This is a genomic window from Pseudomonas sp. NS1(2017), assembly GCF_002269425.1.
Lineage (GTDB): Bacteria > Pseudomonadota > Gammaproteobacteria > Pseudomonadales > Pseudomonadaceae > Aquipseudomonas > Aquipseudomonas reactans.
In genome coordinates this window covers 4787959-4802425 of record NZ_CP022960.1, presented here as the reverse complement: position 1 = coordinate 4802425, position 14467 = coordinate 4787959, and the positions used below count along the sequence as shown (strand labels likewise).

Annotated in this window: 14 protein-coding genes; 9 read left to right on the top strand and 5 right to left on the bottom strand. The window is 54.0% G+C overall.

Annotated elements, in window-relative coordinates:
- Positions 1-75 precede the first annotated feature (75 nt).
- From CI807_RS22380 to CI807_RS22345, 8 genes are all read left to right on the top strand, one after another.
- On the top strand, positions 76-1290 hold the full coding sequence (locus CI807_RS22380; RefSeq protein WP_157742071.1) for an EAL domain-containing protein: 1215 nt from the start codon (positions 76-78) through the stop codon (positions 1288-1290).
- Positions 1291-1401: 111 nt separating this feature from the next.
- Positions 1402-2091, top strand: a complete 690-nt coding sequence (locus CI807_RS22375) for a response regulator transcription factor (protein ID WP_256578793.1) — start codon at positions 1402-1404, stop codon at positions 2089-2091.
- A 44-nt stretch (positions 2092-2135) separates the two neighbouring features.
- On the top strand, positions 2136-2546 hold the full coding sequence (locus CI807_RS22370) for a nuclear transport factor 2 family protein (protein WP_095016264.1): 411 nt from the start codon (positions 2136-2138) through the stop codon (positions 2544-2546).
- Positions 2547-2818: 272 nt separating this feature from the next.
- The gene (locus tag CI807_RS22365; RefSeq protein WP_095016263.1) at positions 2819-3352 is read left to right on the top strand and encodes a fimbrial protein; all 534 of its coding nucleotides are present in this window, start codon (positions 2819-2821) and stop codon (positions 3350-3352) included.
- Between the two features lie 55 nt (positions 3353-3407).
- A complete protein-coding gene (locus CI807_RS22360) occupies positions 3408-4142 on the top strand; it encodes a molecular chaperone (protein ID WP_095016262.1) in 735 nt (244 codons plus the stop codon).
- Positions 4143-4223: 81 nt separating this feature from the next.
- Positions 4224-6812, top strand: a complete 2589-nt coding sequence (locus CI807_RS22355; RefSeq protein WP_095016261.1) for a fimbria/pilus outer membrane usher protein — start codon at positions 4224-4226, stop codon at positions 6810-6812.
- Positions 6813-6900: 88 nt separating this feature from the next.
- Complete coding sequence (locus CI807_RS22350) at positions 6901-7923, top strand: fimbrial protein (RefSeq protein ID WP_095016260.1); 1023 nt, start codon at positions 6901-6903, stop codon at positions 7921-7923.
- 97 nt (positions 7924-8020) lie between these two features.
- The gene (locus tag CI807_RS22345; RefSeq protein WP_095016259.1) at positions 8021-8416 is read left to right on the top strand and encodes a hypothetical protein; all 396 of its coding nucleotides are present in this window, start codon (positions 8021-8023) and stop codon (positions 8414-8416) included.
- 33 nt (positions 8417-8449) lie between these two features.
- Here the strand turns inward: CI807_RS22345 and CI807_RS22340 are convergent, their stop codons facing one another.
- On the bottom strand, positions 8450-8809 hold the full coding sequence (locus CI807_RS22340; protein ID WP_095016258.1) for a helix-turn-helix domain-containing protein: 360 nt from the start codon (positions 8807-8809) through the stop codon (positions 8450-8452).
- A 104-nt stretch (positions 8810-8913) separates the two neighbouring features.
- Between CI807_RS22340 and CI807_RS22335 the strand changes: the two genes are divergently transcribed.
- Positions 8914-9663 (top strand): SDR family NAD(P)-dependent oxidoreductase, encoded by a 750-nt coding sequence (locus tag CI807_RS22335; RefSeq protein WP_095016257.1) that lies wholly within the window; start codon positions 8914-8916, stop codon positions 9661-9663.
- Positions 9664-9807: 144 nt separating this feature from the next.
- Here CI807_RS22335 and CI807_RS22330 read toward each other — a convergent pair whose 3' ends face one another.
- The 4 genes from CI807_RS22330 to CI807_RS22315 form a co-directional block, all read right to left on the bottom strand.
- The gene (locus tag CI807_RS22330; protein WP_095016256.1) at positions 9808-11160 is read right to left on the bottom strand and encodes a DUF6687 family protein; all 1353 of its coding nucleotides are present in this window, start codon (positions 11158-11160) and stop codon (positions 9808-9810) included.
- A gap of 19 nt (positions 11161-11179) precedes the next feature.
- Positions 11180-12601, bottom strand: coding sequence for an MFS transporter (locus CI807_RS22325; RefSeq protein ID WP_095016255.1), 1422 nt, complete (start codon positions 12599-12601; stop codon positions 11180-11182).
- A gap of 73 nt (positions 12602-12674) precedes the next feature.
- Positions 12675-13808: a bifunctional diaminohydroxyphosphoribosylaminopyrimidine deaminase/5-amino-6-(5-phosphoribosylamino)uracil reductase RibD gene (gene ribD / locus CI807_RS22320; RefSeq protein ID WP_256578584.1), complete on the bottom strand. Its 1134-nt coding sequence runs from the start codon at positions 13806-13808 to the stop codon at positions 12675-12677.
- Positions 13805-14461, bottom strand: coding sequence for a class I SAM-dependent methyltransferase (locus CI807_RS22315; protein ID WP_095016254.1), 657 nt, complete (start codon positions 14459-14461; stop codon positions 13805-13807). Before CI807_RS22315 ends, ribD begins: the two co-directional genes overlap by 4 nt.
- Positions 14462-14467 lie beyond the last annotated feature (6 nt).

Genomic DNA, 14467 nt, shown 5'->3' with positions numbered 1-14467 from the left:
TCGCCCTTCACTCCAGTGCCAGCTTCCCGAGCCAGCCTGGTCGTACTAAGCAACGATGAGCACTACAAGCGCCGAATGTTTGAGCGACTCAGTGACAGTGATCTGTTCCATATCGAGCACGTTAAGTCATTGAATATCCTGCTGGCGCGCCTGAGCGAGCAACCTGTCGATATCGTTATGGCCGAAATTCACGCCAATCATGCCGACAGTTTGATGCTGCCATGTTGGGTCAGCGAACTTAACGCCTCTGGGCGGCTGTGCAGACCTCCGCATATTGTCTGGACGATACCCGCCGGTACGTCGGGCGATACAAGTGCGCTGGTCAGAGGTGTTGGGCAGGGCAAGGTGGATATGATCAATGGTATTTCAAGAACCGCGTTGGCTTCACATGCCAATCTGACGAGGGCCTCGGGCATCCGGCTCGATATCGTCGCCGAGAATCATCCCGCTCACTTTCAGCAACTGCTCGAAAGGCTTGCCAGGACCGAATACCCGTTGCCCCTCCTGTCTCAATCGGACAGGTTAGAGATCATGCTCAGCGAAGATGATGTCGTGTCAGTGATGACCACGGGGGACAATCTTCGCGTGGTGCTGCAGCCGCAGTATGACTTGGCAAGCCGCCGGGTAGTCGGTGCCGAAGCCCTGATACGCTGGCGGCATCCGCACTACGGCGAGATACCACTGTCGATCCTGATCCCCATGGTTGATCGGCTCGGGTTGGACCTGCTGCTGTTCAGTTACATCGAGAAAACGGTGATCGAGATCCTCTGCGTACTTGATCGTCAAGGCATCGACATTCCCATAGCCGTTAACGCTTCGGCCCGCACGCTATGCGCTGCCGGGCTAGCGACCCGGCTGGCAGCCAAGATGCACAAGGCCGGGCTGCCTACACGGCGATTGAAGCTCGAGCTGACCGAGCAAATGACCCCGGACAACCAGTTGGCGCTGTCGGCATCGGTCATGGCTCTACGGACTAAGGGCTTCCTGATTTCCCTCGACGACTTCACGGTCGGTGCGGCAACCCTGGCGCTGCTGGCGCAGATACCGTTCGATGAAATGAAGATCGACGGGGAGTTAGTCAGGGCCGTGGGACAATCGCCACAATCGAGCGAGATCATCTCCGGCATCGTCAACCTTGCTCGTCTTTTTAATCTGAACCTGGTGACTGGAGGTATTGAGGACCCAGCCAGCATTGAACTGCTCAACCGCCTGGGTTGTAGCACCGGGCAAGGATTCGCACTGGCGTATCCATTGGAACGGGATGATTTTCTCAGCCTTGTGGTGCGATAACGCACGGCAAAAATTTGCGCATGTTCATCATATGAGCGCGGTACTCATACCAAGAGAATTCTCGACCAGACACCAGTACCGACTATTCTGAAGATTCAATCCGTGAACCGAATGATCCATACCGAGTGCCGCCTGACCGCCATGAAACCTATACGTGTTGCATTACTCGACGACCATGCAGTTGTTCGTCAAGGCCTTGTCAGTCACCTCGGCGACGCCCCCGGTATAACGCTGGTTGGGATCTATAAAAACAGCCGCGAGCTGATGCGAGGCATGTCTGCGGCGCCCGCCGATGTGCTGTTGCTGGATTTCGTTCTAGGCCGCGATGAACTCGATGGCGTCTCGCTGATCCGCGCCTTGCGTGCGCGCTTCCCCGCCTGCCGGATACTGGTGCTGTCAACCCACCACGATTCGGCCACCGTGTCGCTGTCGCTTCGGGTTGGGGCACGTGGATTCATCGGCAAGGATGAGGACCTGTCGGGGCTCGCCAAAGCGATCCGTATGGTTGCCTCTGGGGCTGTCTACCTGAGCGCAGAAGTTTCTTACAAAGTGGCCGACGCGATCCAGCTTAATGAAGAAGCACTCCAACTCACCAGCGGCAACGATCTGCAGCTTGCGGCGCTGTCAGCGCGTGAGCAGGAGGTGATCCGGTGTTATCTGGACGGTATGACGATCACGGAGATAGCCGAGAAGTTCAACCGAAGCATCAAGACCATCAGCACGCAGAAAGGCACTGCGTTTCGCAAGCTCGGGATAACGTCCAACAATGGTCTGTTCAAGATCATGAAGACTTTAGAGTAGCTTACTTCAAAGACCTTACACGAACCGGATAACAGGAAAGAAATATGCTGAAAAAAATTGAACATGCAAGAACGGCGGAAGCTTTTTTTTCCGTGGCTGCAGCAAGTTTTACCTCACTTGATATCGAAACGGCTTTGGAGTTATTTCATACCGATAGCGTCATGGTGGATGCAACGGGAAGGGTTCACAGTGGTAAAGATGCAATCGCCATGGAGCTGAAGAGGTTTTTCAGTCTTGGGCTTCCGATACACTCTACCAGGCGACATTTGGTTGTATCAGGTGATATAGCATTGCAAATTTCTGATTGGCGCCTTCGTGGTACCGCCAAGGACGGGATAGAAATCGATATAGGAGGGACTGCAACCGATGTTTTGTGTCGTCGCAATGACGGTATCTGGCGTTATATCATTGATAATCCACTGGGGATTTTGAGCCAGGGAGTAGGGCAACTTTAAATGCAGGTTAGTGCATTGCATTAATGGAGAATTATTAGTGGTGGCGCCCCGTCAAACGTATTACTGAATGCCCAGTCAATATTTCGACAAATAATGTATTTTTCTCGTTACACAATATGACGCCAGTGCAAAATTAAGACCAGTCCTAGTGTGCGCATGTCACAGCAGGGTTACTGTGGGGCGGCAGAGGCAGTCTTGTTAAATCTTAGCCGGCTTCTGCAGAAACAATTGTCATGAGAAAGATAATATTCATTGTTTTCGGAGTTTAATGCATGAAAAAGAATCTTGGGTCTCTGGTGTTTGCGTTGTTTGCTTCCGCACTGGCCGCAAACTCAGCAATTGCTTCAGACGGAACGATTACCATCAATGGATCAGTGACAGGTAATACATGCAACGTCACGGGTAATAGCGCCGGGGGTAATATCACTGTTAATCTGGATCGAACCGGTACCAATACGTTAAATTCGGCAGGCCAAACTGCGGGGTTCAAACCATTCAGCATCAGGCTGAGTGATTGTACAGCCTCTGGCATTGTGAAGGCTGGTTTTGAGGCTGGCGCAACAACTGATATTGCTACCGGAAGGCTGAAAGTGCTCGCCACCGCCGACGCTGCGTCCAACGTAGACCTACAACTACGTAATCCTGACAACTCTGTCATCAAGATAGGGGATAGCAGCACGATCCAGGGCATTACCATCGAGAGCGGTGCTGCCACTCTGGATTACCTCGTGGGTTACTACGCAACGGGAGCAGCAACTCCGGGCACAGCAAACAGCACCGTAACGTATAGCATCATCTACCCGTAACAGTCGGCACAGGAGGGATATCCCTCCTGTTTTTTTCACTGTTTCAGGAGGTGTGATGAAGAAAGCGGTGAGCCACTTATTATTCTGCGGGGTGCTACTGGTCAGTTCAGCTATAGCGATGCCGGTACACGCAGCGATCGTGCTAAGCAATACGAGAGTCATTTACGAGTCAGACGCCGCTGAAACGAGCGTGAAACTAACCAATAATGGCGCAACGCCTGTTGTTGTGCAGTCTTGGCTAGATAGAGGGGAGATCAATAAAGACCCCAGCTTGATTAAAGTACCTTTTATGTTGACGCCCACGATGACCAGGGTGGAACCGGGGCAGGGTCAAACACTACGTTTAATATACACCGGAGAAGGTGTGCGTAAAGATCGCGAAACGGTCTACTTTTTAAATGTTTTGGAAATACCGCCAAAACACAAATCAAAAGAAGGTGAAAACTACGTACAGGTCGCACTTCGCACACGAATAAAAGTATTTTTCCGGCCTGAAGGGCTAGAGGGAACTTCAATCGGTGCGCCTGCTGAGCTGAACTGGTCGATCGTCAAAGAGGATGGACACTTCTCGTTGATCGGCTTTAATCCAACACCTTACTACGTGTCTATGAGTGAGGTGTTATTGGAGGGGGCAGGGCGCTCCCAACGTGTGGGGGATGGGATGATCGCCCCCCAGGCGTCGTTGAAATTTAAAATAAGCGTGCCTCCCGTTGCGGGCACCACGGTGAAAATATCATCTGTCGATGATTATGGGGCCATCCGGGAAACATCAAGCCCGTTGGAGCTATAACGTCTATATCGCCGTGATCCACACCCCCAATAACGACTGTTTAACTTCTGGTTAAAGCGCTACAGCTATTTCAGGATTTCTATGAATAGAGTTTCGTGTTTGCCACATTCTCGGAGGCGGTTTCGTAACGTATTCAACTTAAGCTTTTTGGCGCTTTCGATTGCCGTTGGGCAATATGCAAGTGCAGAAGATCGCTATGAGTTCGAATCGTCTTTTTTACAGGGTGGCGTAAAGCTCAGTGAGCTTGAAAAGTTTTCCCGCGGCAATATTGTGGCTCCGGGTGTGTACCTTCTTCAGGTGGTCATGAATGATACTTCAATCGGTCGCACTGAGATTGAGTTTCGCGCAATGCCAGACAAAGAAAGTGCACAACCGTGTTTGACTGCGAAAGTGCTAGACCGTGCTGGTGTGGATCTTCAGAAATTACATGGCGTGGCGTCAGGAGGGCAGACAGCCTGTATTGATCTGACGACCGCAATTGAGTTCGCCGCTGTGTACTACGACGATGCCGAGCAACGTTTGAATGTCAGTGTTCCGCAAGCCTATGTGCGCCGGAGTGTGCAGGGGTATGTTGACCCCTCCCAATGGGATGACGGAGTTACTGCCGGCATACTTAACTACAGTTACAGCAGTTTCGACAGTAATGTCCAGGAAGGAGGTACACAACACTACCTTGGTCTCACGGCGGGTCTCAACGTGGGTGAATGGCGTCTGCGTTCCATATCCTCGTATGATTGGAATGAAGACGACAATCACTGGCAAAACCGTCAGCTCTATGCCCAGCGCGATCTGCAGAGGCTGAGTTCACAATTAACTTTAGGCGACTCGTCGACCAACGGTAGCCTATTTGACTCTTTCACCTTTCGTGGACTGCAACTTGCCAGTGATGACCGCATGTTACCAGACTCACTGAGCGGGTATGCGCCGGTGGTACGAGGGCAGGCAAATAGCAATGCCAAAGTTACTATCAGCCAAAACGGCTATACCGTATACGAAACCAATGTCACCCCTGGGCCATTCGAAATCAAGGACTTGCTTCCCTCTGGATACGGTGGAGATTTAAATGTAAAAGTGACCGAGGCTAATGGGGAGATTCGCGAGTTTTTAGTGCCGTACTCTTCAGTTGTCCGCCTGTTGCGTCCCGGCGCCTATCGCTACAGCATGGCAATCGGCCAATACCGCGATGGGTTCGAAACCCGGTCCGACCAGCCTGTCGGGCAAGTTACGTATGAGCACGGATTGAACAACACTTATACGGCTTATACCGGCTTGCAGGCGACAGACAATTATTACGCACCGATGGTAGGTACTGCGATGAATACCGCTATTGGAGCCTTTGGTTTTGATGTAACGCATGCAACAACCTACCTGCCTTCGGTTACTTCTGGTGGACGTGCAACCAGAACAGGGCAGAGTGCACGCGTGTCATTCAGTAAAACATTGCCTAAAACGGGAAGTACCGTGTCAATTGCTGCTTACCGGTACTCCACCAAAGGTTTTTACAATCTGTCGGATGCCGTGTTAGCGATGAATGAAGATCGGCATCTTTCTAGAAAGACGGATCGACTCGAAAGTAATGGCTTTTTTTACCGTGATCTCAAGACTCGGGAGGCACAATTAATGCGGCAACGTAGTAGCATGCAGATCACATTGAATCAATCCCTTGGGAGCAAGGGCTCGGTCTTTATGACCGGGATTCACCGTAATTACTGGGGGCATTCAAAGCCTTCAGTACAATATCAGGTCGGTTATAACGGGGCATTTAGGAATGTAAGCTATTCGGTGTCTGCGATGCGTTCTACGGACCAGACGGGGAGGAGCGATGATCAGATCTATGCATCAATTTCCGTCCCGATTGGAGGACGTACAAATGCATCGGCCAACACACGTTTCAGTGATAAAGACACTGGCGTACGAGGGGCCCTAAATGGTTCGGCGGGAGACAATAATCAATATACCTGGGGCACGAGTGCCACTGGAAAGTCTGGCAGTGTGTATGGAAGTTACCGTGGCTCAAGCGGCATACTTAACGCGGCGTTTGGCAGCGGGGAAGATTATCACCAAACTTCTCTGGGGATTAACGGGTCGGTCGTAGCGCACCCAGGTGGCATTACATTAGGTCAGCCGGTGAGTGATACATTTGCTGTTATCGAAGCACCCGGTGCAAAGGGGGCTGCAATCACTTCGCAAAATGGCGTAAAAGTCGATGGCCGAGGTTACGCCGTGGTGCCTTACTTGTCACCCTATCGTCGAAACAGGGTCGATATCGATCCCAAGGGTACTGCATCGAGTGTCGAGTTAAAGTCAACAAGTCAAGAGTTGATTCCTACGGCGGGTGCTGTATTGATGAAAAAGTTTGAAACGGTCAGCGGGCGTGCGGCGATCATTGAAATGCAATTCCCTTCAGGCTTAACAGTACCTTTCGGGACTGAAGTGAAGACAGATCTGGGGGCTAACGTTGGTCATGTAGGGCAGGGCGGAAAGTTAATGGCGCGTGGTCTAGCGGATAAAGGCGTACTCATTATCAAATGGGGCGAGCCTTCTGAACAGCAGTGCCAAATTAATTATTCATTAAGCACTGAGAATACGCGAACTGAGCAAACTCGTTTCGAGTACTTTATTGCGCCGTGCCTGCCGCTACAGGATGCACCTTTCGTCACGGCAAAGTAGCTGCATCCTTAAGTAAGTTTCAAACATAGAAACTTCAACCCCCTGCCTGATGATGTGGGTGTTGCGGTCGTGAAGTGGAGAGACAGCCATGTGGTTTGTTAAATTTGGTTATCGGATATCTTTAATAGTGTCCGCTCGCCTTTACAGCCGTACACTGCTGTTTAGCATGAGCGGGTTGTGTTTAATCGTCTTATCAACTCAACCAGCCTTCGCTCGTTGCATAACGTTGAACGGCACTTCGTACATAAACGTTACATTGCCGGATAATCTGTCTATTCCTGTCAATGCCAGGCATTCTCCAGGCGACGTATTGTGGGACAGCCAATGGATCACAGGGACCACTAAACCAAGGAGTCACTGTTATGCGCCGAACCATGTGAAGTGGTCGCTATCACCTCTACTGCCCACCAGCTTTCCGAACGTATATCAAACGGGCGTGCAAGGCGTTGGTGTTCGTGCTTACGTCAATGAGTTGGCCAGGGTGTTGACTTACCCCGCATCGACTGCGTACGCCCGCGCCGTATCTTACGGACCACAGTCCGGCGATGGTCGAGTGCAGTTGATTTATCTTGGGCCTATCAAAAGCGGGCAGCTGAACCTTCCTGCCGTGCTGGGAGCAGAATATTATGGGGAAGCGATGACTGCGCAACTTTCCCTCATAAACAATAACGCATCAATCGTTGCAAGCACCTGTGAAATAACGAACCCGAACGTGAATATTTCTATGCCTATTGCTTCAACTTCAGATTTTCATAGTGTTGGGTCAACGTTTGGTCGCGTACCGTTCACAATAGGATTAAATTGCAGCGCCGCAGTGAAGTTGAATGTGACATTCACCGATTCCATTAATAGAGGTAACAACTCAGATATATTGTCATTGGCGCCAGGGTCCAACGCAAAGGGGATCGGTTATCGGATACGTTACAACTCATCACCTGTTCTCTACGGCCCTGATTCATCTGTCGCAGGCAATGTCAACCAGATCAGTGTGGGCGCCGTGACGGGGGGGGGAGCGCTATCAGTTCCCTTTACCATTGAGTATGTGAGTACTGGTGATGTCCAAGCCGGGAGCGCTGACGCAATGGCTACATTTACCATGAGTTATCAGTAGGTTCGGGCGTGTTCAAGTGTGAGAGGCGCGTACGCCATTTGTTACGCTTGCTATATATGGGAGATAAGGGCCGATGACTAATAAAAGGCTGCGAATTATGATTCTTGAACGTGATTATCAAAGGCGCAGAAGCATCGAAAAAATGCTCAATTTCCTTGGCTATTACCGTGTGGTAATCATGGGATCTGCCAATGAGGCGTTCTCTGTGTTGAACCATGCTGTCGAGGCATTCGACTTGATCATCGCCAATCGGACGCTGATAGCTACCGCACCGGTTCAGTTCAACGCGTTTTGCAAAGACCATCCGTTGGTTCGACATTTACTGGCTTATGACTGCCCTGAGCCAATTTTGACGTTCGACATGACCGGCAGTTCAGAAGGAGCCCGTTATGCATCCCTGTCCCAACCGCCGGACAGCCATACGATCCAATGCCTGATGAAGATTGTGGAAGGGCAAAAACTGCAGGAAGTCAGTTATAACTCAACTAAATAGTCATTTAGTTGAGTTGGCCATCAGAGCAGGGGATCAAGGCTGGGAGAGGGTGGTCGTACGCCGCTCAGCGATACGCTCAACGGTTTGCATATGCTCCGTCCCCCATTGGCACAGCCCGCCCAACGCCGTCGCCAAGGACCGCCCGAACGGTGTCAGCGAGTACTCGACCTTGGGCGGTATCTCCTGGAAATCCACGCGGGAGATGATTTCGTCGCGCTCCAATTCCTTGAGTTGTTGGATCAGCACCTTATCGGTCACGCCGCCAATCGCGCGTCTTAATTCGCCATATCGATGAACATTTTGCGCCAGGTTGAACAGCACCAGCGGCTTCCATTTACCACCGATCACCGCCAGGGCGGCCTCGAGCCCGCAATTGAATGAGTTGTTGGCCATGATCGAGCTGACTCCACGTAGGGTACTTACTAAAAGGTGCATACTATTCAAGAGAATAGCGTAGATCTACAGTTGGGCCTCAACCTTATTCACTGGAGTTCACCATGAACAGGCTCAACGGAAAAATCGCAGTCATTACCGGTGGCAACAGCGGCATCGGCCTGGCAACCGCCATTCGCTTCGCGGCGGAAGGCGCTCAAGTCGTCATTGTAGGCCGTCGACAGGAGGAACTGGACAAGGCGCTGCAACTGATTGGCCCTGAAGCCATCGCCATACAAGGCGACATTTCAAAACTGGACGACCTCGATCGTGTGTTCACCCAAGTCAAAGCCGCCAAAGGCCGGGTCGACGTGCTGTTTGCCAATGCAGGCCTGGGGGATTTCCAGCCGATCGGCTCGATCACCGAGGAATCGTTTGACCGTACCTTCGGCATCAACGTCAAAGGCACGCTGTTCACCGTACAAAAAGCCTTGCCACTGATGAGCGCCGGCAGCTCGGTGATCCTCACAGGTTCGACCACAGGCACCATGGGCACACCGGCATTCAGCGTGTACAGCGCCACCAAAGCGGCGCTGCGCAATTTCGCCAGGAGCTGGGCGCTGGATCTGAAAGGTACGGGCATTCGCGTCAACGTACTTTCACCAGGGCCGATCTCGACACCGGGCTTGGACCTGGCGCTTTCAGGTACAGGCCAGAAAGACGCAATCATCGACGACATGACCGCGCAGGTTCCGTTGAGCCGAATTGGCAAGCCCGAGGAAGTTGCAGCGGCAGCGTTGTTCCTGGCATCGGATGAGAGCAGCTTCATGACCGGCAGTGAGATGTTTGTCGATGGAGGCTTTGCTCAGGTTTGAGTGAGATAGGGGTTTTGCCTGTTGAAATCTGATGGGCACTGCCCCTGATTAAGTAATACGATATTACGCATAATGTATATTATGTTAAATCACGTATTACGCCTGTCCTCCCCATGACCTCTCTAAGCCGCAGTTTTGACAAGATCACTTCGCTGAGTGTGATCCTCTCCAGGCTACGGGAGCTACCTTCAAAAACTGCCGGAGTTCCACCAGCAGTGTTTCCATCGAATAGCCACTCGAACCTGATCCCTCGTATTTCAAGGCCGGCATGATGTTTTCAACGCCGCCGTAGCGCCACACACCCTCTTCTTTCTCATCCTGCTGCAGTGCCCGAGCAAAGATCGACAGATCTCTGCGTGCCCGTGGTATACCCGAGATGCGTTCGACCCAACTCTCGTAACGCTGGCGAACTTCGAGGACAGCGCCGTGAACAATCGCGACGACGCCACATCGTGTTCTGTTGTGAAACGCAATATTCGACAATCCCAAGTAAGGTCGCCGATGGTTCAATGGCGCGTGATTGATCTCTGTTGGAAGATGGAAAACCGCCAGGTCGATCTCCGGGTACTCCACCAGCATCATGTCCGGATGGCTCAACAATCGCTCGCTGCGCGCAAGATGATCCATCCCCTCTAGATAACAAGGCTCGTAACGCTCGGTGTGGTCCAGGACCTGCTCGACAATGGGTAAAACCGCTCTGTAACGATGCAACAACGCGGTGTCAGTATCGATCGTTCCTGGCAGTTTCACCTGTGCCGCCAAGCTATTGAATGCAAAGGCGGCTTTTAATGCTTGGGCTGATATCCCCCGCGAAAAGTCACCCAGCCTGGCGATGTCGATCAACAGTTGCTGATGCCGCATCGCATGGGACGGCGATAGAAAAGCATAAATCGAGGCCAGCCCATCCAGGTCAAAGTGGTCGCTGGTGACGATCTTGGCGCCTTCGACGTTATCGTTTTGCTTGAGAAAACTGAAAACACTTTGCGTTGACAGATTGGCTTTGTAGGACGCAGGTGTCTTGTTGGAAGGCCAGTGCGACAGCGTCAATAATGTTGAAGCATTATCAATGGAGTCCAAGGACACATTCGGCACGTGTGCGGTATGGCCTAGCGGCAAGTAACCGTAGGGGCTCTCCCGGTTGATACGGATGGCCTCATTTTCGTATGAAGCAGGTGAAGCAGGCTTGCGCGGTGAGTGATCGCTCAGCGCCAGGTGGCAATCACCCGCTTGAATCGGTACATAGGCCAGTTCCCCACCGGTGCCCAACCCATAGCTCAAACGGCAAAGGTTTTCGCGACGGATGTCGGTGGGTTCTCCATTGATCAGGACTGCGCCCGGTCCTGCAATCGCACTCATCAAATCGATGAACTGGTTGTTGATAATCCCGATGGGACGCCCGCCCAGCACTTTTATCTCGAGATCTCCCACCTGTTTCTCAACATCGGGGTCAGTCAGAAACTCAGTGGCGCGCTGCGGCAAAACGGACAGTAGATTCATCGTCGGCTTCCCTTCGAGATCATGCAGGGTCAAACGTCGGTTGCTCGGCTTTTTTTCGAGTGACCGGCCTGACGGTGAAGAAGATCAATACCGACAGCGCCGCGTACACACCAAAGAGCCACGCTGCAGCGCTCGATGCACCGACGACACCACCGGGTGAAGAGAACCCACCCAGATTGACGATCATGCCGGCTAATGCCGCGCCAATGGCTGTCGCGATCAGTTGCACGGTGGTGATCGACGCCCCCGCCAGCTCCTTCTCATCTTCGGACACACTCTCAAGTACGCGCGTCAGCAAGTGCGGCCATGCCAGCCCGATCCCGGTACCGATCACCAACATCCCGGCACACACCCCCACGACATTGATGATTGACGGTCCGAACCGCGGTACGAAGATAAACGCCAGGATCAACCCGCCGACAATGAAGAACGGCGCAATGCCAATTGCGCGGATCGCTGGGTTGGGCTTGAGCCCAGAGCTGTACAGTGCTCCCAAGGTCCAGCCTGCCGCCATCAACGCACTGATGTAACCCGCCAGCAGCGGTGTTTGCAGGTGCAGCACTTGCAGAAAGTACGGCACGAAGACTTCGCTGGTCATTCCGACCACCATCAAACCCATGGAGAAATACAACGGCAGCAGCGCATTGCGGGCAGTCAGCGCGCCCTTGGGTAATAACCGCAACGTTGAACGGACTTCCACCCGGTATACGCAGTACAACAGTAAAAGGCCGACCGCCAGGCCCAGGACGCTATAGACCGCGTCCGGCTTGATACTGCCGACGGATATTGCCAATACGACGCCACTCAAAAGCACCAGTTGCGCCAGCGGGACACCCATACGGCGTGGAGCCTCGGTGCTTTTCTTCGGCAGCAGTGCCCAGGCCAGCAACATGAATAATACGGTGACCGGGATGAGAGCCCAGAAAGCTGCGCGCCAGGCGTCGTACTCAGCGAAAACGCCACCCACTGCCGGCCCGATCAGCGTTGCCGCCCCCCACATGCCAGAGATCAGCGCCATGGCCCGCGGCCACAAAGGCTCGGCGAACACCAACCGAATCATGGCGTAGGGCAATGCGAACAAAAGCCCCCCACCCAGCCCTTGAATCGTTCGGCCCAGGATCATGACCGCCATGTTCGGCGACAGACTGCACACCGCGCTGCCGGTAGCGAAGATCACCCCCGCCCAGACGTAGGCGCCCCGCGCGCCCAAGCCGGTCAGGCATTTGGTCGACAGTACGGAGCCGATGATGGAGGCCACCACGAACAACGTGGTGTTCCAGGCGTAATAGTCGAGGCCGCCGATGTCCGCAACCACGGAGGGCAAAATCGTCGTCACCAGATAGACGTTGATTGCGTGCAGCGCAACGCCGCCCGCCAAGGCCGCAGATCGCAATCCGTTCCTTCCAAGTAGTAATGCCGACCACCCTGTCGTAGATCTCATCTCGATACACCAAGTCTGATTAACGTAAAACCACTCTATTATAAAAGCATTTACTTGTGTAATTATTTGTCCCCTATATTGCCTCTTCAACGACAGCCGATAACGCTGACTCACCGCCTAGGGGTTTTAACCGCAGGCGCAGGTCTCCACCCACCTGGCATTGCTCCACAATCGACAATTGCCGGGCCTCGGCCAATGACGTGAACCCATTGATTCCCAGCAATGGGCGGGCATCACTGCCCAACAACAGGGGGGCGATATAGATCAGCCACTCATCCACCAGGCCCGCAGCCGCTAAAGCGCCGCACAACACCGCTCCGGCTTCGACCTGGACTTCGTTGCACCCCTCCTCCGCCAGGCATGCCATGACCTGATGCAGGTCCAGGCGCCCGTCCGACAACCCAACCTGGCGAAAGCGCACGCTGTCTGGCGGCACGCCCTGTGGTGTGACGGCCGGGCCATGAAAGATCAGGGTGGGCGCCTCGCCATCCCATACATGGGCATCGGTGGGGCCTTTGAGATCCTGGTCCAGCACCACCCGCAGCGGCGCAACAAACGCCGTCTGCGGATCCGCCAAGCGCACCGTCAAATGCGGGTTGTCCGCGTGCAGCGTGCCGCTGCCTGTGAGTACGGCGCAGGATCTGGCGCGCCAGGTTTGCACGTCGTCCCGGGACTGCGCCGAGGTGATCCACTTGGACTCCCCTGTGGCCAGGGCTGTGCGCCCGTCCAGGCTCATGGCCAACTTGATCCGCACCCAGGGCCGCTGACGCTCGATGCGTGAAAAGAAGCCTTGGTTCAACTCCCGCGCCTCGGGGCTCGGCAGGTGTTCAACCACCACCCCCGCCGCCCTGAGCCGTTCGACGCCATGATTCTCGTGCTGGGAGCGGTCGACACTGGCGACCACCACCCGCGCTATACCTGCATGGATCAACGCATCGACACAGGGCGGGGTACGCCCATGACCACCGCAGGGTTCCAGCGTGACATAGGCAGTGGCACCCCGCGCCTGATCGCCCGCTTCGCGCAACGCATTGACCTCGGCGTGTGCCTGCCCTGCCCTTGCATGCCAACCCTGGCCAAGCACTTCGTCGTGCTTGACAATCACGCAACCAACCCTGGGATTAGGCGCCGTGGTGTAGGCGCCTCGATCGGCCAATGCCAGGGCGAGCGCCATGAAATGGCGGTCGCACAACGGCACCCGGCTCATGTGCGAAGCAGCGCCAAGAGATAAACCGCGTCCCCATGTTGACGCTCGATCACCACCAGTTCCTGCCAGGTGAAGCCAAACCCTTCGAAGGTTTCGCGCACACCTTGCTCAGTGAAAAAGTAACCTTGACGCTGGTTGTCCATTGCTCGCCACCCTGGCGTCGGGTTGCTCGCGTCGACACCAAACACATTCAGCCCGATCAAGGCGCCCGGCCGGGCGAACTGTCGGATGTTGGCCAGGTAGGCCTCCCACTCGTCAGGGTGTTGATGATGAAAACAACCGTTGTCCAGCGCGGCGTCGAACAGCTTGCCCGCAGGCGGTTGCCAGTCCTGCAGCGCGCTGCATACCAGTTGCAGGCGCTCGCCCCAACGCTTGCGCAGCAGCGGCCAACTCGAGTTTTCGACAATATCCAGCCCCGTCACACGGTGCCCTGCCTGGATAAACTCCGAGGCGTCCCGTGCCCGGCCGACGCCCACGTCCAGAATATGCTGATCCGGCGTCGTCCCCAGTAACTCGAGAAACACCCGGGCCGCCTTGGCCATGCCAATGTCCCACGACCATTCGTCTTCGCCATGGCTGTAGCGGTGCACAAACGAGGTATTGAGTGCCCCGCGGTACGACGGTACGTCCATGAATTGCGCTGGTTTGCTCATGTCTGG